This window comes from Williamsia sp. 1135 (assembly GCF_002095395.1).
Lineage (GTDB): Bacteria > Actinomycetota > Actinomycetes > Mycobacteriales > Mycobacteriaceae > Williamsia.
Genome location: NZ_MJEI01000104.1, coordinates 181,551 through 200,284, shown reverse-complemented (window position 1 = coordinate 200,284; position 18,734 = coordinate 181,551). Strand labels below are relative to the sequence as shown.

Here is an 18,734-nt window from a genome sequence, read left to right as displayed (position 1 = left end):
TCAGCCTCCTACGTTCTGCAGCACGCTGCAGGCGCCGCACGCCGCGCAGCCCGCCTTCTGATCGGATCCGACCATCCCGGCCACGATGAGTTCCTTGCCGACCCGACGCGTGACGTCTTCCACGACGTCGCCGCGTGGGGCGCAGGCATGGTCGACGTCCACGGCGAGCGAACCCGGATGCGGCCGGAACGGCACCACAAAGGGATACACACCCATGTCGATGAGTTCGCGAGCGCCGGCCACCAATTCGTCCGGATCTTCGCCGAGTCCGATGAGGAGGTACGTGGAGACCTGGTTGCGTCCGAACACCCGAACCGCTTCGGTCCAGGCCGCGCGGTACTCATCCAGCGTCACGGTCGCCTTGCCCGGCATCCATTCCGCACGAACCGCGTCGTCAAGCGATTCGACGTGGATGCCGATGGATTCCGCACCCGCCTCCCGGAGCTCCGTCAGGGTCGCGAGGTCGCCGGGAGGTTCACACTGCACCTGGATCGGGAGATCCGGCACCGCCGCCTTGACCGCCCTGACACAGCGGGCCAGATGCTTGGCGCCGCGATCTTTGGCCGCCGAGGTACCGGTGGTCATCACCATCTGCTTGATGCCGTCGAGTCGGACGGCCGCCTCGGCGACCTCCGCGAGCTCGGCGGGCTTCTTCACCGCGACGGTCGCCCCCGAACGCAGGGACTCCTCGATGGTGCAGAACCGGCACCGCTGTGACGGGTCATAGCGGATACAGGTCTGCATCACGGTGGTGGCCAGCACGTCTTTACCGTGCAACTTGGCGATCTTTTCGTACTCGATGCCCTCGTCGGTGCGCAGATCGTAGAAAGCGGGCCGCTCGATCGCGGACACCTGCAATCCGGTTTCGGCACCATCGAGCAGCACCTGATCACCATCGAGGACATAAGGACTCAGGGGATTGCGTGGGACCGCAGCGCTGAGGCCATCGATGAGCAGGTGGCCGTCGTCGCTGGGACCGGCGCCCGCCGACCGGCGCACGGGCAACGAGCCACGAACACCGAGCAGCGCGAGATCTACGCGTGCCGATACGGACATAGGGAGTTCCTTCTAGACCATGTAGGTCGAATTGATGATGGCGCCCTTGCGGGCGTAGTGGATGAGCGCGTCCTGCACATCGAGCGGATGAGCGGGGATGACGCCTTCGATCAGGTCTTCTTCGCGGCCGCCGTGCAGGGCGAGTCCGAATCGGCAGCAGTACACGGTGCCGCCTTCGCCGATGAACGTCGCGAGCGAGTCGTTGATGTTCTGCTCGCCCGGGAAGCCCGAGTCACCGGTGGTCGGGAATCCGCGGGTGGCCAGGCAGTTGATCGCGCCCGGTCCGTAGAAGTAGATGGCCGACTCGAAACCCTTGCGCAGGGCGCGGGTGGCCTGCAGGACGGCCACGAAGCTCACCGACGACTCGTGGGCGATGCCGTGGACCAGGGTGAAGTATGTTTCGCCGTCCTCGGCCTTGTAGTCGGGGAACAGTTTGGTGCTGCCGTAGATGTTGCTGCCCTTGGGCAGCGACGGGTGCGGTATCTCGGCGAGGGACTTCTTGATATTCTCGGCAATGGTTTGGTCGATCTCAGACATCAGGACTCCTGGTGAGGGGCGAAGATTGAACCGCTGCGACGTCATTGCCGCGGAGGCGAGAAGCCGGATCCGGCTGCATGTCCCAGTACAGATTCGATGCGTTTCCCAGTGGTTATCCCGGGACCAAATCTGCGATTCGAGAACCTCACAGCAGTAACGCGGCGGTAATTTTTCACCCGGATCCTCGATTCGACGCAACGCGATTTCAAAGGTTCACCCACCTCGCCCAATCCCCTTACGGTCGGGACGATGACTCCTGAAACGACGAGCAACACGACCTCGGCCGCCGCGCTCTCCAGTTCGGACGCCACCGATTCAAAGCGCAGAAGAGGCAGGTCGGACCGGTTCTGGACGACCGTCCGCTGGCTGTCCCCGGTGGCGATCCTGCTGCTCTGGCAGCTGGCCGGGGCTCTGCGACTGATACCCCAGGACGTCCTACCCGCACCGTCATTGGTGCTCGACGGCGGACTCGAGACCATTCGCAGCGGCGAGTTCGGCGACGCACTGGCAGCGTCGGGCATCAGGGTGGTCCAAGGACTGTTGCTGGGCGGGATCACCGGAATCGCGCTCGGCGTGCTGGTCGGACTCTCCAAGTTGGGTGACGCAGTACTGGACCCATCGCTGCAGATGGTGCGGGCGCTGCCCCACCTGGGTCTCATCCCGCTGTTCATCCTGTGGTTCGGGATCGGTGAGACCCCCAAGATCCTGATGGTCGCGCTCGGGGTGATGTTCCCGCTCTACCTCAATACCGTGTCGGCCATCAGGCAGATCGACACCAAGCTGCTCGAGACCGCACGGGTCCTGGGGTTCGGGACCTGGCAGCGGTTCCGCGACATCATCCTGCCGAGCACCGCACCGCAGGTCCTGGTCGGGCTGCGCCAGTCGCTCGCGATCGCCTGGCTGACACTGATCGTCGCCGAACAGATCGCGTCGAACTCGGGGATCGGTTTCATGATCAACAACGCGCGTGACTTCCTGCGCATCGACATCATCGTCTTCGGCCTAGTCATCTACGCACTGCTCGGGTTCATCACCGATGCCCTCGTCCGAAAGCTCGAGCAACACGCCCTGCGTTACCGACCGACAAGTGAGGAAGCCCGATGACCCTGCTCACCGACCCACGCACCCATGAGGCGGGGACTGCCGTCGCAGCGGCCGCCGAACTACGTTCGGTGTCTCTGCGTTACGGCGACAACCAGGTCCTCGACGATCTAAACCTGACCGTGGCGGCCGGCGAGATCGTCGCGCTGATCGGCCGTTCCGGCTGCGGGAAATCGACCACGCTGCGCGTACTGGCGGGCCTCGCCGACGATCATCAGGGCGAGCATCGCGTGTCTGGTGCGCCCGCCGTTGCCTTTCAGGAGCCGCGCCTTTTTCCGTGGCGCACCGTCGCACAGAATGTCGGCTATGGCCTCACGCGCGCCAAGGTCGACAAAGAGACCACCAGACAACGCGTTTCCGAGACGCTCGAGGAAGTCGGACTCTCCGACAAGTCCGGCGCGTGGCCGCTGACACTCTCCGGAGGCCAGGCGCAACGCGTCTCACTCGCTCGCGCGCTGGTGGCCGAGCCCGACCTACTCCTGCTCGACGAGCCCTTCGGTGCCCTCGACGCCCTCACCCGCCGCTCGATGCACGAGTTGCTCTTGAAGCTCTGGGATGCACATCGTTTCGGAATACTGCTGGTCACGCACGACGTCCAAGAGGCGGTGGCCATCGCCGACCGGGTCGTGGTTCTCGAAGGCGGTTCGATCAGCCACGAGGTGATCGTGGACATCGAGCGCCCCCGCGCCGCGGGCGACGCCGAACTGGCCGGCAAGGCACACGAGTTGTTGTCCATCCTGGGGGTCGATCAGTAGTGCGCGGAAGCGGGCTCCTGCGAACTGCGGCGATCGCACTCGCTGTCGCGGTGGCCGCCACGGGCTGTGTCACCCGCGACGACAACAGTGCCATCTCGGTCACCGATGAGTCGGTGCCCGTTGCCGAATTGTCCGGCCTGACTCTGAATGTCGGTGACCAGAAGGGCAATACGGAAGCTCTTCTGACTGCGGCAGGCGAATTGGAGAACCTGCCGTACGAGGTCGAGTTCTCGCTCTTCACCTCAGGACCGCCGCAGATCGAGGCGGCCACCGCGGGCAAGATCGACTTCGCGGTCACCGGCAACACCCCGCCGGTGTTCGGCGCGGCCAACAACGCCAAGATCAAGGTCGTCTCCGGCTATGTGGGCTCCGGTCGTGGAGACCAGATCCTGATCCCGAAGGATTCGCCGATCGGTTCGGTCGAAGACCTCAAAGGCAAGAAGATCGCCATCGCCAAGGGCAGCTCCGCGCACGCAAATGTGTTGGAGCAACTCCAGAAGGTCGGCCTGACGATCTCCGATGTCGAACCGGTGTTCCTGCAGCCCGCCGATTCGCTGGGCGCATTCCAGCAGGGCGCCGTCGACGCCTGGGCAATCTGGGACCCGTTCACCGCATTGGCACAGGATCAGACGGGCGCCAAGACGCTGGCGACCGCAGACGACAGTTACGGATTCGGAGTCGCCTCGACCACGGCGCTCGGCGACCCGAAACGCAACACGGCCATCCGCGATCTCACCGAGCGCATCGCCAGGGCCGCCAAGTGGGCTCAGGCGAATCCACAGGAGTGGGCCGACAAATACGCTGCCTCCGTGGATATTCCACCGCAGGTCGCGGCAGTCGCACAGGAACGGAGCCTACGTCCAGCCATCCCCCTCACCGACGAGGTGGTCGAGTCCGAGCAGACGCTCGTCGACCTTTTCTACAAGTCCAAACAGACCCAGCGCAAACCTGACTTCAACGGCTACGTCGATCGGCGGTACAACGACGAACTCGGCCCCTACTTCGGAACATAGTGGACTACAACAGTTCCCGCCCCGCAGAAGCACATCGTTCGGTCATTTGCACACGTTCAAACGTGTGCGTCTGACTCGAACGTGTGCTTTTGTGGCAGCGGCTAGCGCTCTGTGAGGACGTGATGGCGGCCGAGCGGGAGCATCAGGGGCTTACCAGACGTCGGATCCGGGATCACCTGGCTGTCGAGACCGAAGACCGCACGAACGTTGTCTTCGGTGAGCACATCAGCGGGATCACCTGCGGCGTGCAGCTTTCCGGCCGACAGCGCGACGAGGTGATCCGAGTAGCGCGCCGCCATGTTCAGGTCGTGGAGCACCATCACGATCGTGGTTCCGCGATTTCTGTTCAGGTCGGTGAGGAGATCGAGGACCTCGATCTGGTGACTGACGTCCAGGAACGTGGTCGGCTCGTCCAGGAGCAGAAGATCAGTTTGCTGGGCCAGAGCCATTGCGATCCAGACCCGTTGGCGCTGCCCTCCGGACAATTCGTCGACGGGTCGATCGGCCAGCGCAGCCGTTTCGGTGACGGTCAGCGCGTCGGCGACGGCCTCGTCGTCTTCGCGGCTCCAGCGGGCGAAGATCCCCTGGTGCGGATGCCGGCCCCGACCCACCAGGTCGGCCACCGTGATGCCCTCCGGAGAGATCGGTGATTGCGGCAGCAACCCCAGGGTGCGGGCCAGCTGTTTGGCCGGGGTGCGGTGCACCTCTTTCCCGTCGAGCAACACCCGGCCGACGCGTGGAGCGAGCAGCCGGGACATCGACCGCAGCAGAGTCGATTTGCCGCAGGCGTTGGCGCCGACGATCGCAGTGACCTTGCCGGGCGGGACAAGCAGGTCCAGCTTCTCGATGACGGTGTGATCGCCGTATCCGAGGGTCAGGTCCTCGACGATGAGACGATGGTCGGTGGTCACAGCGAGCCTCCGGCACGGTTGGTACGAACGATCAGATAGATGAGATAGGGGGCACCGAGTACTCCGGTGACCACCCCGACAGGGAAACGAGTGTCGAAGGCGAATTGTCCGGCGAAGTCGGCCACCAGCACAAGTAGCGCGCCGACCAGTGCCGACGGGATCACGAGCGAGCCGTTCGGTCCGACCAGACGCGCGGCGATGGGTCCGGACAGGAACGCGACGAAGGCGATCGGTCCGGCGGCCGCGGTGGCGAAGGCCAACACCCCGACCGCGGCGACGATGACGATGAGCCGCAACCGGTTGACCCGGACACCGAGTGCGGATGCGGTGTCATCACCAAGCCTGGAGATGTCGAGATTGCGTGACTGGCCGAGCAAAACAGGCGTGAACACCACCAGCGCCACCAGGACGGGGATGACCTGCGTCCACGAGGCACCGTTGAGACTTCCGGTGAGCCAGCGCATCGCGGCTTGCTGATCCCACTGGGACGCCTGGTCGAGGAGATAATCGGTGACGCTGTGGAGCATGGCCGCGATTCCGATGCCGATCAGGATCAGCCGGGTACCACCGACGCCGTTCTTGAACGAGAGCACATAGATGAGCAGAGCGATCGCCAGCCCCGAGACGATCGCGAAGATCGAGACCTGCGTGGCACCGAGGGACAACGTCACGATCGCGAATGTCGCTGCGGCACTGGCGCCGGCACTGATCCCGATGATGTCGGGGCTGGCCAGCGGATTGCGTAGCATCGTCTGGAAGGTCACTCCTGCGAGGCCGAAGCACACCCCGGTGATCACGGCCAGCACGGCACGAGGCAGGCGCAGCCGGCCGACAGTGAAGGTCGCGCCCTGCACCTGCTCCCCGACGATCACCCGCAGGACATCGCCCGGCGGATAGAACGTCTGGCCGAACATCAGCGAGATCGCAAAGGCCGCAACGACTAGCGCAGCGAGCACTGCGATGACCACACGTCGCCGCACACCGCGGCCGCGACGCCGCGACGCGATGTCGTCGGCGGTCAGGACACGCGCCGGTTTGTCCACTCCGGCCGTCACAGCGCACTCACCTTCTGCCGCCGGACGATGTAGATGAAGAACGGGGCTCCGATCAGCGCGGTGAGGATGCCGACGTCGATCTCGGCAGGACGTGCGATGATGCGGCCGAGCACATCGGCGGCGGTCAGCAACGCGGCGCCGGTGATCGCCGAGAACGGCAGCAGCCAGCGGTGATCCACACCGACGATCAGTCGGCAGGCATGCGGGACCACCAAACCGACGAAGGCGATGGGGCCGCACACAGCGGTCGCGGCGCCGCAGAGGATGACCGCACCGAACGCGGACGCTCCACGGACCAGGGCAACCCGCTCGCCCAGACCCGCAGCGAGATCGTCGCCGAGAGCCAGCGAGTTCAGGCCACGCGCGGACAACAGCGAGATCACGAACCCGACAATCAGAAAGGGCAGCACCTGCTCGATGCTGGAATACGTCGCACCGCCGACCCCACCGATGCGCCACGATTGTGCGGTGTCGGCGATGTCATTGCGTCCCAGAACAACTGCGGTGACGAAGGACACCAGAGCCGCCGATGTCGCGGCGCCGGCGAGGGCGAGTTTGAGTGGGGTCGCTCCACCACGGCCGAGGGATCCGACGCAGTAGACGAAGACCGCCGCGATGGCGGCCCCGACGATGGCGACCCAGATGAAGCCCGATGCGGTGTCGAGCCCGAAATACGCGATACCGATGACCACGGCAAGGGCCGCTCCCATGTTGACGCCCAGAATGCCCGGGTCTGCCAACGGATTTCTGGTCACGCCTTGCATCACGGCCCCGGAGACACCGAGCGCGGCGCCGGCGAGCATCGCCAGAAGCGTTCTGGGTATCCGCTTTTCGACGGCGGCCTGATCGAGTCCGGAACTGTTCCCGCCGAGCACGGTTAACACATCGGACCAGTCGACGTCCCTGGATCCGATCTTTACCGAGATGATCCCGAGGACCAGTAGTCCTGCGGTGACGGCGACGAGACCGAGCGCCCGGACCCTCCGCGGGCGTCGCACGGCGGCAACGCCCGGGAGGGCCGGGGACTTGGTGCTGGAACCGGGGTCACTACTGGTCACTGCGCGTTGTCAGCGGCCTGCGCGAGCATCGTCAGGTAGTCGTTCAGCACGAAGGAGATCGACAGCGGGGTGGGGTTGGCGGCGGTGCCCAGCGGGGTGCTCGGCAGGCTCACGATCGCATTGTTGGCAACCGCCGGGATCTGCGACAGCAGCGGATCGGCCTTCAGAGCGGCGATGAGTTCTTCCGAGCCGTACGTGACGATGATGTCGACATCGCTGATGCCGTCGACCTGCTCGGCGCTGCGGGTCAGCGAGAACTTGTCGGTCTCGGCCGAGGCCGCCGCGATGCTGGCCGGAGTCGTCAGGGTCAGGTCTTCGAAGAACATCGGCCGCGTGTCGTGCGTGGTGTAGAAGCTGACCTCGCTCAGGTCAGAGGGGTCGACGTGGGTCAGGAACATCGCCGACTTGCCCTGCAGCGAAGGGAACTCGGCAACAGCTGCGTCGATCTCGGTCTCGAGCGAGGCGATCAGCTCTTCACCCTCGGCAGCCATTCCCATGGCCTGGCTGTTCAGCTGGATCATCTCGCGCCACGGCGTGCCCCACGCGGTCTCGGGGAAGGCCACGACGGGTGCGATCTCGCTGAGGGTGTCGTAATCCTCTTGCGTCAGACCGGAGTACGCGGCCAGGATCACATCCGGGTTGGTGTTGGCGACGGCCTCGAAGTCCACGCCGTCGGTCTCGTCGAACAGTACGGGCGGCTCTCCGCCGAGTTCCTGCAGACGCTCGTCGACCCATGGCAGGATGCCGTCGTCGTTGTCATCACCGAAGTTCGCGGCGGCCATTCCCACCGGCACCACTCCAAGTGCCAGCGGCACCTCTTGGTTGGCCCAGTTCACAGTCGCGATCCGCTCGGGCTTCTCGTCGATGACCGTCGTGCCGAGCGCGTGCTCGATGGTGATCGGTTCGAAATCACCGCCACCGCCGTTGTCGTCGTTCGACGACGAGCACGCGGAGATTCCGACGGTGAGAAGTGCGGCTGCTGCCAATGCCACCAGCTTCGGTGCGCGAGACATGGATCCCTTTCGATCAACAAACTCGAGGTGAAGACGTGCGCAGGGGTGCGGACGATCGTCCGGCCGGCCACGACAATGTCGGTAAGGATTACCTAACAGAAGGCTAGGTACTCCTTAAAGAGTTTGCAATCGAGCATTTACGACACCGTTCTTAGCGAAACGGACAAGCGCGACGCGTCAGCGCCCTCGCTCACTGCTCTCGAAACCGCCCCGGACTCATCCCGGTGACCCGCCGAAAGGCCGTTCCAAACGCACTGGAGGAACGAAACCCGACCGTGAACGCGATGTCCTCGATATCTTCCCCCTCGGCCAGCAGCGTGATCGCGTGCTGCACGCGTGCGGTGGCAATCCACCGGGAGAACCCGACTCCCGTCTCGGCAAAGAAGGCGCGCGTGATCGTGCGGGCGCTCACGCCGAGGCGCTTGGCCCACTCGGCCAACTGTGTCCCGTCGGACGGGTCGGTACCGACCGCAGCAACGATCGGCGCCAGCAGTGCCGACTCTGGAACCCGCAGCAGGAGTTCGTTCGGAGCGGGGGCCAGGATGTCGAGCACCATCGTCTCGGTCATCGCGCGCGAACCGGCGTCGATGTCGTCGACCGTGAGTCGGTCGAGCAGCAATCGCAGCAACGGCGAAGCCTCCACAGCCGCCGGCCCCGGCGAAATGGATGGCACCGAGCGGATACTGAATTGTGCAGCGCGCAGCAGGGTTCCGGCAGGCGTCCAGCCCGAATGCCGGACCCCCGCAGGTATCCACAGAGCAATCGCCGGCGTGATCGTCCAGATTCGCGGTCCGATGTTCGCCGACGACGCGCCGCGCTCACTCCACAACAATTCGTGAGTCGGGTGTGAGTGTTCCTCCCACAGGGTGTCGCGTGAGACGTTCTCGTACATCCCCGCGATGACGAATGGCACATCGATCGCGCCGGCCTCATAGATCGGCAGGCTTCGAGTGTCGACGTCGCCGGCCGACTCATCGGCGCGACGAGACGCCGACCGCGGACGATGGTTGTCGACACTCACGGTGAACACGCTAGTGGTCGCGGAGACGTTGCCGGTGAACACACCCACCCAGCAACATCTGCTCCGGTTCTGGGAATGCGCTCCGCTTCCAGCGCACTGGAAGCGGAGCAGATCCCCGAAAGTGGAGCAGATCGGGCGCGCGACCCGCGTCAGCCGAGCTCGTCGATGGCTTCCATGTGCGCCGGGGCGAGATGCTGCAACCCCGCGTGGGCGAGCGCCGTCGCGAACGCCCCGACGTCGGCGGGTGGCAGCGAGAGCAGCAACGCCTGCCGACCCCCATGGATGGCGATGCCCACGAGCATCGACGCCAGCAGTTCCGCGCTCTGCGCCGGTGGCGGAAGGCGACGCTGGATGTAGTACGCCCTGATCCGCACCGCGATCTGATCGGTGATGGCATGCACCAGGTCGTCGCGAACCTCGGCGGCCGGCCCCGACCCGGTGTCGCCGAAGAGCAATCCGAAGCCCGTCGGGTGCGTGGTGGCGTAGCGGAAGAACGCCAACATATCGGCCCTGACCTGCTCCTCCATCGTCAGGCCGGCCACCGACTCGTATGCCTCGAAGAGCCATCCCCGCATCTGAGAGGCCTCCCGCTCCAAGGCCGCGCGGTACAGCTGTTCCTTGCTCCCGAAATGTGCGTAGAGCGTCGGTTTCGTCGAGTTCGCGTGCTGCGCAATCGCCTCCATGGACGTCGCGTGATAGCCGGTGACGTCGAAGACATCTCTGGCCGCGTCGAGCAATGCGTCGTCGCTCGGACGATTGCCGTTGCTACGACGCGGGGATTTCCCCACCGAGGCGTGCCGGACTCCTGCCATCCGCGCAGTTTATGACATCCACCCCGCGGGTAACCAAAGTTTGACCGAGGAGTAAAACTTTGTTTCGATGAGCACATCGCTCTATGTGATCAGTGTCATGCGCGGGTACACGAACGGGAGTATCAAGGAACCATGCATCTCAAACTCAGCGACGAAGATGTTGCCTTCCGCGAGGAAATGCGCACCTTCTTCACCACCGAAATCCCCAAGGAAATCCGCGAGCGCGCCGCAGCCGGCACCTCGATCTGGCCGGACGACATGATCGCCGTCCAGCGCAAGCTCAACGAGCACGGCCTGGCCGTCCCGAAGTGGCCCGCCGAGTGGGGCGGCAAAGAGTGGACCCCGGTGCAGAAGCACATCTGGCAGAACGAGATGAACCTCGCGTCTGTCCTCGAGCCACTGGCGTTCAACGCTGACATGGTCGGTCCGGTCATCGCCAACTTCGGCTCGCAGGAGCTCAAAGAGCGGTTCCTCCCACCCACGGCCAACCTCGACATCTGGTGGTGCCAGGGGTTCTCGGAGCCCGAGGCCGGATCCGACCTGGCGTCGCTGAAGACCAAAGCGGTGCGCGACGGCGACCACTACGTCGTCAACGGCCAGAAGACCTGGACCACGATGGCGCAGTACGCCGACTGGATCTTTGCCCTGGTGCGCACCAACCCCGACGCCCCGAAGCGGCAGGCCGGCATCAGCTTCCTGCTGATCGACATGAAGTCCGAGGGCGTCACCGTCCGTCCCATCCAGCTGATCGACGGCGGCTTCGAGGTCAACGAGGTCTTCTTCGAGAACGTCCGCGTCCCGGTCGAAAACCTCGTCGGTGAAGAGAACGCCGGCTGGGGTTACGCCAAGTTCCTCCTCGGCAACGAGCGAGCGGGCGTCACCCGGGTCGGTATCACCAAGAACCGCTTGACCCTGGCGAAAGAGATCGCCGCGAAGACCCCCGTCGGCGACGGCACCCTCCTGCAGGATCCGCTGTTCGCCGCGCGCTTGGCCGAACTCGAAAACGAGTTGCTGGCACTGGAATTGACCCAGCTCCGAGTGGTCGCGGCATCCGCCGACGGCAAGCCGGACCCGGTCTCGTCGGTCCTCAAATTGCGCGGAAGCGAATTGCAGCAAGCCTCGACCGAGCTGCTCGCCGACCTCGCAGGTGTCGATTCCCTCGCGGTCAACGCCGCCGACATCGCCTCGCCCGGTTGGGCTCAGGAGACGGTGCCGACCTACCTGAACTTCCGCAAGGTGTCGATCTACAGCGGTTCGTCCGAGGTCCAGCGCACCATCATCGCGTCTTCCATCCTCGGCCTGTAGCCCCCTCGCCCGCACACCAGAAGGACTGCCTTTCACCATGGATTTCGAATACAACGAAGAACAGACCCTCCTTCGCGACACCACGCGCGACGTCCTGACCAAGTTCTACGACCTCGAGAAGCTCCGCGACGTGACCGACACCGACCTCGGTTGGAGTCGGGACGTCTGGAAGTCGTTGGGCGAGATCGGAATTCTCGGCCTGTCGTTCAGCGAGGAGGACGGCGGGATGGGCGCGGGCCCCGAGGAGATCTCGGCAGTGCTCGGCGAGTTCGGCCGCGCTCTCGCACCCGAGCCGCTCCTCGACGCCGTCCTGATCCCGGGCGGTCTCATCGCGGATGTCGGCAGCGCCGACCAGAAGTCGAAGTATCTGCCGCAACTGGCCTCCGGTGATCTGCTGGGTGCTTTCGCGCACACCGAACCCGGCGATCGCTGGCCCCACACGGCGGTCAAGACCACCGCCACCGCATCGGGCGACGGTCATACCCTCACCGGCCGCAAGAACCCGGTCCTGCACGGCGATTGCGCCGATGTGCTCGTAGTGAGTGCCCGCCTCGATGACGAGATCCGGCTCTTCCTGGTCGACGCCGATGCACAGGGCCTCACGCGCACCGACTTCCGGACGCATGATTCCCGTCGCGGCGCCGAGATCGACTTGCAGGACGCACCCGCGACCCTGCTCGATTCGGGCGACACAGCCGCCGCTTTGGTCAAGGCCGAGGTCGTCGCTCAGGTGGCTCTCTGCGCCGAGGCGGTCGGCGCGATGGAGCAGACCCTGCGGCTCACCACCGACTACCTGAAGCAGCGCAAGCAGTTCGGTGTGCCGCTGGCGAAGTTCCAGGCGCTCACCCATCGCGCCGCCGACATGTACGTCCTTGTCGAGCTCGCCCGCAGCCTGAGCCTGTACGCGACCGTGACCCTCGCCGAGGGTGAGGTCGATCCGGTGATCGCCTCGCGAGCGAAGCTGCAGGTCTGCCGCTCGGCCCGCAAGGTCGGCCAAGAAGCCATCCAGATGCACGGCGGCATCGGCATCACCGCTGAGTACCCCGTGGGCCATTACGTGAGCCGCCTGCTCGCGCTCGAACACACGCTCGGCGGCGCAGCTGACCATCTGCGCACCCTGTCGGACCAGGTCGGCGACTATGACAAGATTCTGATCGGATAGTGACAAATTTCGTTGACGAGTAACCATCAGACAGGAGACCCATGGCTGCACCACTGCTAGAAGCGTCCACCGAGATCAAGGCATCGCCGGAGAAGGTCTGGGAGCTGGTCTCCGACCTCAAGCGGATGGGTGAATGGAGCCCGCAGTGCCGCAAGGTGGTCGTCCGCGGCGGCGGTCCGGTGACTCTGGGGACCAAGACCATCAACGTGAACAAGCGCGGCCTGCTGGTCTGGCCCACCACCGCCAAGGTGGTGCGGTTCGAGCCGAACAAAGAGATCGCCTACCGGATCACCGAGAACGGCAGCATCTGGAGCTTCACCATCACGCCGACCGACGACGGCGTGAAGCTGACCGAACGCCGCGAGGCGCCCAACAACACCAAGAAGGTGTCGCAGGTGCTGATCAACGTCGCGATGGGCGGCGAGAAGCCGTTCGACGCCGAACTCATCGACGGGATGAATCAGACGCTGGGCAAGATCAAGGCGGCGGTCCACTAGACCGCGCCCCGCACAAACCCACCCGTTCCGGTCAAACCCACGAGTCCGAGACCCGTGGGTTTGACCACTTCGGGTGGGTTTGTGCTGTCAGAGCTTCTTGAGCAGGTCGGGTAGGTCCGCGATCGAGTCGATGACGTGATCGGGGACCTGCCCGAACTCGTCCTTGTGCAGTGCGTCGAGCTGATCAGGGACGAACTTGCCGGTCCGCACCAGGACGCCCGTCATCGCGGTTTTCTGGGCTCCGAGCACATCGCTGTATATGTCGTCGCCGACCATGACCACCCCGGACGGATCCCCGACACCGAGCATCTCGACCGCCGACCGGAAACCCAGCGGCGACGGTTTCCCGATCGCCCGGATCTTCTTGCCCGTCGCCTTCTGCAGTCCCTCCAGGTAGACCCCGGTGTCGATCTTCGGCCCGCCCGCGGTGGCCCAGGTCAACGAGCGATGCATCGAGATGGCCGGGACGCCGTCGAGCATCCACGCGAGAGCACGCGAGAGCACGTCGTGGCTGAACGAGGGCCCCGCACCTCCGAAGACGAGGACCTCCGGATCGTCGTCGACCAGATCCACGCCGTCCATGTCCTCGGTCACCGGGCCTTCGTTGAGGACGACGACCCGTTTGCCCGCGTGATGCGATCGCAGATACTCGGCGGTCAAGACGGCAGCGGTGAGGATTTCATCCGCGCGCACCGTGAAGCCCACATCGGTGAGGGTGTCGGCGATCTGGCCGCGCGACCGCGACGTCGTGTTCGTGAGGAACATTCGTGGGATCCCGGAGTCGGCGATGACTTCGAGGGCCTCGACCGCACCGGGCAGCGGCTTCCACGAGGTGACGATCACCCCGTCGATGTCGAGTAACAACCCTTCAGCCATACCTCAGAAACCTAGTCCTGCCGCGGGACCGTCGCACGACGGACCGCCGGTCTCACAGGCCCGAACATCGACGCAGGGCCCGAAACACCTTGCCGAAGGCTGGTCGTCTCCGAGTCACTGCGGCATGCTGGGGCCATGGCCGACCAGCTCTCGACCCTGTCCAAGCGCGTGAACGGTTTGATGTCCCGCGCACATTCAGATCTCGCGGATCTGGTGGCCCTGTCCTCGGTGCACGACGACCCCGACAAGCGGGACGATTGCCGGGCCAGCGCGGCCTGGGTTCGCGGCGCTTTCTCCGATGCCGGGATCGACTCCCTCGTGATGGACACCTCCGACGGCAGCCAGACCATCCTCGGATACCAACCTGGTCCGCCCGGCTCGCCCACCGTGCTGTTGTACTCACATCACGACGTGCAACCGGCCGGCCCGGATGAGCTCTGGGAGACCTCGCCGTTCGCCCTCACCGAACGGGACGGGCGGTGGTACGGCCGCGGCGCTGCGGACTGCAAAGGAAACGTCGTGGCGCTGCTGACCGCGCTGCGTTCCCTGTCCCCGCTGCCGCCCGTCGGTATCAGGGTGGTGATCGAGGGATCGGAAGAGGCAGGCGGACAAGGTCTCGACCGGTTGGCCCGTTCGCGTCCCGAACTGTTCGACGCGGACATGATCCTCATCTGCGACACCGGCAACGTCGCCCCCGGTGTCCCCACCCTCACCACCAGTCTGCGTGGGATGGCCGCGGTGCGGGTGTCTGTGCAAACCCTTGGCTCTGAAGTGCATTCGGGCCAGTTCGGCGGTGCCGCGCCAGACGCGCTCGCCGCGCTCATCGCGGGTCTGGCCACCTTGCGTGACGCCGACGGCAACACCACCATCGACGGCCTGCCGAGCGACCAGGCCTGGCCCGGAGCGTCCTACGACCCACGTGAGTTCCGCTCGGACTCGACGACTCTCGACGGCGTGGATCTGCTGGGCTCGGGTTCACCTGCGGAGATGGTGTGGGCCCGGCCTGCGGTGACGGTGATCGGTCTCGATGCGCCACCGACCTCCGACGCCCCTGCCGCCATCAATCCGCGCGCTGCGGCCCTGCTGAACCTGCGGGTGCCACCCGGGACGGATCCGAAGGCCGGTGCTGCCGCGCTCGAAGCCCACCTACACCGGCACATCCCGTGGCACGCACGGGTCGACGTCGAGGTGCTGGCAACCGGCGCACCGTTCTCGGCAACCACCGACGGTCCGGGGTACACCGCCCTGACCACCGCGATGAGTAAGGCCTACGGTTCGCAGGTGCTGTTCTCGGGACAGGGTGGCTCGATCCCACTGTGCACCGTCCTGTCCGAGATCTGCCCTCGCGCCGAGATCGCGCTGCTCGGCGTCGAAGAACCGAATTGCCGGATCCACGCACCCAACGAGAGTGTGGATCCCGGCGAGATCTCCAAGACCGCGCTGTCCCTGGCGTTGTTCCTCTCGACCTACCAAGTGAAGGCCTGATGCGCAGCGTTCCCGAACACCAGGAGCACGTGAACGCGCTGTTCGCAGCGCCCCGAACCGTGACACTGCCCGCGAGCGAGGCCCTGGGGCGGGTGCTCGCAGAGGACATCACCGCGACGCTGTCCCTGCCGGGTTTCGACAACTCCGCGATGGACGGGTACGCCGTGCGGGCCGCAGACATCGCCGCGGCGACCGACGGTGATCCGGTGATCCTGCCGGTGGCGCAGGACATCCCGGCCGGTCGCACCGATCGCCTCACCCTCTCCGCTGGTACGGCGCACCGGATCATGACCGGCGCACCTCTACCCGCCGGCGCCGACGCGGTGATCCAGGTCGAGAGGACCGACGGTGGGGTCGACGAGGTCCGGATCTACGCCGCTGTCGACGCCGGGGCGGCGATCCGGACCGCGGGCTCCGACATCGCACCCGGCCGCCTCGCACTGACCGCCAGCCGGGTGCTGCACGCGCCACAGTTGGGACTGCTGGCAGCGCTGGGACTCTCGCATATCCGGGTCTTCGCACCGCTGCGGGTCCTGGTGCTCTCGACCGGCAGCGAGCTCGTCCCCGCCGGTACGCCGCTCGACCACGGGCAGATCTACGAGTCCAATGGGGCGATGCTGACCGCTGCAGCCACCGAAGCGGGAGCCTTCGCCGAGCAGGTGCACTTCGTTCCCGACAGCGTCGACGAGTTCCGCGCCAGGCTCGACGAGTACGTCGACCGCGAGCAGGGCGCCGACCTCATCATCACCTCCGGTGGCGTCAGCGCCGGCGCCTACGAGGTCGTCAAGGACGCGCTCACCGGCCACGGCGTCGAGTTCACGAAGGTCGCGATGCAACCGGGTATGCCGCAGGGTTGCGGGCACTACACCAGCGCGGCGGGCACCGCGGTCCCCATCGTCACGTTGCCCGGCAATCCGGTCAGTGCCCAAGTGTCATTCGAGGTCTTCGTCCGACCCCCACTGCGTGCCGCGATGGGCCTGCCCCCGGGGCGCCGGACGGCGCACGCCCAGGTCACCGAGTCCTTCACCTCCCCTGCGGGCAAACGGCAGTTCCGGCGCGGGGAACTCGAGATCGTCGGCGCCGGGGCGATCGTCAAACCCATCGGCCCGCCCGGATCGCATCACCTGGCCTTCATGGCGTCCGCCAATGCACTGCTCGACATCGCGGCCGACGTCGAGCGCGTCGAGGCCGGGAGCACCATCGAGGTCCTACTGCTCGAGGACTGAGCCGGCTCGAGATCTACACGGACACCCGCCACGTTCATCCCCGAGAGCATCGACCGAGGGAAATCTGCCCTTCGTGGCAGCTCACGGGGCTGAATTCGGACAAGACATGATCGCAACGGTCGACGCGAGCATGCCGCCTGCGACAATGGGACCCATGGCCAGACGCCCCAAGCCGACCGAATCCGAGCCGACGACCCGCCTGGCACACTTTGCCGACCTGGTCCGCGAAACCGTGCCGCCGCTACACCGCGGCGGAATCCCCTTTGTCGCCGCACCGGCGGCCGTGGCCGTCCTGGGCCGCAAGCACGGGTGGATCCGCACCCCAGCGACCGTCGCGGCACTGGCGACCGCAGCATTTTTCCGGCACCCCCATCGCGTGCCACCCAACGTCCCGGGTGTGGTGGTGGCCCCGGCCGACGGTCAGGTCGCCCTGGTCGATCATGCCGCGCCACCCGCCGAGCTGGGTTTGCCCGCCACACCCCGACCACGCGTGTCGATCTTCCTGTCGATCTTCGACGTCCACGTCCAGCGCATTCCCGTCGCAGGGACCGTCGAGGCCGTCGAGTACCGGCCGGGCACCTTCGTGAGCGCCGACCTGCCCGAGGCGAGCGAGGCCAATGAGCGCAATTCGATGCTGATCCGGGCCGATGACGGCGCCGAGATCGCGGTCGTCCAGATCGCGGGCCTGATCGCCCGCCGGATCGTCTGCGACGTCCGCCCGAGTGATGCCGTCACCCTCGGCGACACCTACGGTCTGATCCGGTTCGGCTCCCGCGTCGACGTCTACTTTCCCGAGGGCACCACCCCCCTTGTCGCCGTCGGTCAGCGGGCCGTCGGGGCGGAAACAGTGCTGGCTCATCTGAAATGAAAGAGCCCGTCCGGAGAGAACCTGCTCGCCGCACCGCCCACCGGGTACCGCAGGCGCTACCGCGCCGGTCGAGACCCAGCCGCGCCGGCACCCTGAACACCGGCAAACTGCTCGTCCCGTCGGCGTTGACCGTGCTCGCCATCTGCGCGGGCCTGTCGGCGGCCAAATTCGCCCTCGACGGCCGGGTGCATCTGTGCGTCGCGATGATCGCGGCCGCAGCCCTGCTCGACGGCATCGACGGCCGGGTGGCCCGGCTCCTCGGCGCCACCACCAAGATCGGTGCCGAACTCGACTCACTCGCCGATGCGATCAACTTCGGCGTCGCACCGGCGCTGACGCTGTATGTGCTGATGCTGCAGGGCAACGACGTCGGCTGGTTGCTGTCGCTGATCTATTGCTGTGCAATCGTTTTGCGACTGGCGCGGTTCAACACCCTGATCGACGACGACGATTCGCCCCAGTACACCAAGGATTTCTTCGTCGGGGTGCCCGCACCTGCGGCCGCCCTCATCGCGATCCTGCCGATCGCCCTCGACCAGCAGTTCGGAACCGGCTGGTGGACCTCCGACGCCTTCGTCGGTGGGTGGATGACGTTCGTGGCGCTGCTCGCCGTGAGCCGCCTGCCCACGGCCTCGTTGAAGTCCTACGCGGTGCCGCCGAACGCGCTCGTGCTCGTACTCATCGGGGTCGCACTGTTCGCCGCTGCGCTGCTCACCTATCCGTACCTGCTCATGGTCGTGGCCATCGGGATCTATCTGGCCCACATCCCGTTCGCCTGGCGCACCAAGCGCTGGGTGGCGAGCCGGCCCGAAACCTGGGGTTTCCATCCGAGGGAGCGGCGTGCAGAGCGCCGGGCGATCCGCCAGGTCCGTCGCGGCCGGCCGACCAAGTCGGCTGCGCGTCTGGGGTTGCGGCGTCCGGGCGGGCCGCCCCGGTAGTGCTCCCAGGTGCAGGGGTTCTCTCCGATTGCCGGGTAGTTTTGC

Annotated in this window: 19 protein-coding genes; 10 read left to right on the top strand and 9 right to left on the bottom strand. The window is 65.9% G+C overall.

Translation table 11 applies throughout. The features are described 5' to 3' along the window. Together BFL43_RS23130 and BFL43_RS23125 are read right to left on the bottom strand one after the other, a co-directional pair. On the bottom strand, positions 1-1,056 hold the full coding sequence (locus BFL43_RS23130) for an MSMEG_0568 family radical SAM protein (protein WP_084895150.1): 1,056 nt from the start codon (positions 1,054-1,056) through the stop codon (positions 1-3). Positions 1,057-1,068: 12 nt separating this feature from the next. Then, on the bottom strand, positions 1,069-1,593 hold the full coding sequence (locus BFL43_RS23125; RefSeq protein ID WP_084895148.1) for an MSMEG_0572/Sll0783 family nitrogen starvation response protein: 525 nt from the start codon (positions 1,591-1,593) through the stop codon (positions 1,069-1,071). Between the two features lie 249 nt (positions 1,594-1,842). On the opposite strand from BFL43_RS23125, the gene BFL43_RS23120 reads away from it, so the two are divergent. From BFL43_RS23120 to BFL43_RS23110, 3 genes are read left to right on the top strand one after another with little or no spacing between them, the layout of a single operon-like run. Continuing rightward, the gene (locus tag BFL43_RS23120) at positions 1,843-2,697 is read left to right on the top strand and encodes an ABC transporter permease (protein WP_084895146.1); all 855 of its coding nucleotides are present in this window, start codon (positions 1,843-1,845) and stop codon (positions 2,695-2,697) included. Continuing rightward, positions 2,694-3,449 (top strand): ABC transporter ATP-binding protein, encoded by a 756-nt coding sequence (locus BFL43_RS23115; protein ID WP_084895144.1) that lies wholly within the window; start codon positions 2,694-2,696, stop codon positions 3,447-3,449. The genes BFL43_RS23120 and BFL43_RS23115 overlap by 4 nt, the downstream gene beginning before the upstream one ends. Next, positions 3,449-4,462, top strand: a complete 1,014-nt coding sequence (locus BFL43_RS23110; protein WP_084895141.1) for an ABC transporter substrate-binding protein — start codon at positions 3,449-3,451, stop codon at positions 4,460-4,462. The genes BFL43_RS23115 and BFL43_RS23110 overlap by 1 nt, the downstream gene beginning before the upstream one ends. A gap of 101 nt (positions 4,463-4,563) precedes the next feature. On the opposite strand, the gene BFL43_RS23105 is transcribed toward BFL43_RS23110, so the two are convergent. The 6 genes from BFL43_RS23105 to BFL43_RS23080 all read right to left on the bottom strand — a co-directional run bounded on the left by BFL43_RS23105 (position 4,564) and on the right by BFL43_RS23080 (position 10,332). Continuing rightward, positions 4,564-5,373 (bottom strand): ABC transporter ATP-binding protein, encoded by an 810-nt coding sequence (locus BFL43_RS23105; RefSeq protein ID WP_084895139.1) that lies wholly within the window; start codon positions 5,371-5,373, stop codon positions 4,564-4,566. Further along, positions 5,370-6,395: an iron chelate uptake ABC transporter family permease subunit gene (locus BFL43_RS23100; RefSeq protein ID WP_240498438.1), complete on the bottom strand. Its 1,026-nt coding sequence runs from the start codon at positions 6,393-6,395 to the stop codon at positions 5,370-5,372. The genes BFL43_RS23105 and BFL43_RS23100 overlap by 4 nt, the downstream gene beginning before the upstream one ends. Positions 6,396-6,424: 29 nt before the next feature. Continuing rightward, positions 6,425-7,426, bottom strand: a complete 1,002-nt coding sequence (locus BFL43_RS23095; protein WP_143695498.1) for an iron ABC transporter permease — start codon at positions 7,424-7,426, stop codon at positions 6,425-6,427. A gap of 56 nt (positions 7,427-7,482) precedes the next feature. Next, positions 7,483-8,499: an iron-siderophore ABC transporter substrate-binding protein gene (locus BFL43_RS23090; protein WP_084895135.1), complete on the bottom strand. Its 1,017-nt coding sequence runs from the start codon at positions 8,497-8,499 to the stop codon at positions 7,483-7,485. Between the two features lie 190 nt (positions 8,500-8,689). Beyond that, on the bottom strand, positions 8,690-9,520 hold the full coding sequence (locus tag BFL43_RS28710; RefSeq protein ID WP_240498434.1) for an AraC family transcriptional regulator: 831 nt from the start codon (positions 9,518-9,520) through the stop codon (positions 8,690-8,692). 149 nt (positions 9,521-9,669) lie between these two features. After that, positions 9,670-10,332: a TetR/AcrR family transcriptional regulator gene (locus tag BFL43_RS23080; protein ID WP_084895133.1), complete on the bottom strand. Its 663-nt coding sequence runs from the start codon at positions 10,330-10,332 to the stop codon at positions 9,670-9,672. A 132-nt stretch (positions 10,333-10,464) separates the two neighbouring features. Here BFL43_RS23080 and BFL43_RS23075 point away from each other — a divergent pair, with 132 nt between their 5' ends. From BFL43_RS23075 to BFL43_RS23065, 3 genes are read left to right on the top strand one after another with little or no spacing between them, the layout of a single operon-like run. Beyond that, positions 10,465-11,637, top strand: a complete 1,173-nt coding sequence (locus BFL43_RS23075) for an acyl-CoA dehydrogenase family protein (protein ID WP_084895131.1) — start codon at positions 10,465-10,467, stop codon at positions 11,635-11,637. A gap of 37 nt (positions 11,638-11,674) precedes the next feature. Beyond that, positions 11,675-12,799, top strand: a complete 1,125-nt coding sequence (locus tag BFL43_RS23070; protein ID WP_084895129.1) for an acyl-CoA dehydrogenase family protein — start codon at positions 11,675-11,677, stop codon at positions 12,797-12,799. A gap of 41 nt (positions 12,800-12,840) precedes the next feature. Next, the gene (locus BFL43_RS23065) at positions 12,841-13,296 is read left to right on the top strand and encodes an SRPBCC family protein (RefSeq protein WP_084895127.1); all 456 of its coding nucleotides are present in this window, start codon (positions 12,841-12,843) and stop codon (positions 13,294-13,296) included. An 87-nt stretch (positions 13,297-13,383) separates the two neighbouring features. On the opposite strand, the gene BFL43_RS23060 is transcribed toward BFL43_RS23065, so the two are convergent. Continuing rightward, positions 13,384-14,172, bottom strand: coding sequence for an HAD-IIA family hydrolase (locus BFL43_RS23060; RefSeq protein WP_084895125.1), 789 nt, complete (start codon positions 14,170-14,172; stop codon positions 13,384-13,386). 135 nt (positions 14,173-14,307) lie between these two features. On the opposite strand from BFL43_RS23060, the gene BFL43_RS23055 reads away from it, so the two are divergent. The 4 genes from BFL43_RS23055 to BFL43_RS23040 all read left to right on the top strand — a co-directional run bounded on the left by BFL43_RS23055 (position 14,308) and on the right by BFL43_RS23040 (position 18,689). Further along, the gene (locus BFL43_RS23055; protein ID WP_084895123.1) at positions 14,308-15,657 is read left to right on the top strand and encodes a dipeptidase; all 1,350 of its coding nucleotides are present in this window, start codon (positions 14,308-14,310) and stop codon (positions 15,655-15,657) included. After that, positions 15,657-16,883, top strand: coding sequence for a gephyrin-like molybdotransferase Glp (glp, locus tag BFL43_RS23050; protein WP_084895120.1), 1,227 nt, complete (start codon positions 15,657-15,659; stop codon positions 16,881-16,883). The genes BFL43_RS23055 and glp overlap by 1 nt, the downstream gene beginning before the upstream one ends. Before the next feature lie 154 nt (positions 16,884-17,037). Continuing rightward, positions 17,038-17,751, top strand: coding sequence for a phosphatidylserine decarboxylase (locus tag BFL43_RS23045; RefSeq protein ID WP_084895271.1), 714 nt, complete (start codon positions 17,038-17,040; stop codon positions 17,749-17,751). Further along, positions 17,748-18,689, top strand: coding sequence for a phosphatidylcholine/phosphatidylserine synthase (locus BFL43_RS23040; protein WP_084895118.1), 942 nt, complete (start codon positions 17,748-17,750; stop codon positions 18,687-18,689). Before BFL43_RS23045 ends, BFL43_RS23040 begins: the two co-directional genes overlap by 4 nt. Positions 18,690-18,734 lie beyond the last annotated feature (45 nt).

Bases quoted from the DNA above. Each gene is read 5' to 3' on its own strand.
- BFL43_RS23130 (WP_084895150.1), bottom strand. From the start codon at position 1,056: ATGTCCGTATCGGCACGCGTAGATCTCGCGCTGCTCGGTGTTCGTGGC.
- BFL43_RS23125 (WP_084895148.1), bottom strand. From the start codon at position 1,593: ATGTCTGAGATCGACCAAACCATTGCCGAGAATATCAAGAAGTCCCTC.
- BFL43_RS23120 (WP_084895146.1), top strand. From the start codon at position 1,843: ATGACTCCTGAAACGACGAGCAACACGACCTCGGCCGCCGCGCTCTCC.
- BFL43_RS23115 (WP_084895144.1), top strand. From the start codon at position 2,694: ATGACCCTGCTCACCGACCCACGCACCCATGAGGCGGGGACTGCCGTC.
- BFL43_RS23090 (WP_084895135.1), bottom strand. From the start codon at position 8,499: ATGTCTCGCGCACCGAAGCTGGTGGCATTGGCAGCAGCCGCACTTCTC.
- BFL43_RS23080 (WP_084895133.1), bottom strand. From the start codon at position 10,332: ATGGCAGGAGTCCGGCACGCCTCGGTGGGGAAATCCCCGCGTCGTAGC.
- BFL43_RS23075 (WP_084895131.1), top strand. From the start codon at position 10,465: ATGCATCTCAAACTCAGCGACGAAGATGTTGCCTTCCGCGAGGAAATG.
- BFL43_RS23070 (WP_084895129.1), top strand. From the start codon at position 11,675: ATGGATTTCGAATACAACGAAGAACAGACCCTCCTTCGCGACACCACG.
- BFL43_RS23065 (WP_084895127.1), top strand. From the start codon at position 12,841: ATGGCTGCACCACTGCTAGAAGCGTCCACCGAGATCAAGGCATCGCCG.
- BFL43_RS23060 (WP_084895125.1), bottom strand. From the start codon at position 14,172: ATGGCTGAAGGGTTGTTACTCGACATCGACGGGGTGATCGTCACCTCG.
- BFL43_RS23055 (WP_084895123.1), top strand. From the start codon at position 14,308: ATGGCCGACCAGCTCTCGACCCTGTCCAAGCGCGTGAACGGTTTGATG.
- glp (WP_084895120.1), top strand. From the start codon at position 15,657: ATGCGCAGCGTTCCCGAACACCAGGAGCACGTGAACGCGCTGTTCGCA.
- BFL43_RS23045 (WP_084895271.1), top strand. From the start codon at position 17,038: ATGGCCAGACGCCCCAAGCCGACCGAATCCGAGCCGACGACCCGCCTG.
- BFL43_RS23040 (WP_084895118.1), top strand. From the start codon at position 17,748: ATGAAAGAGCCCGTCCGGAGAGAACCTGCTCGCCGCACCGCCCACCGG.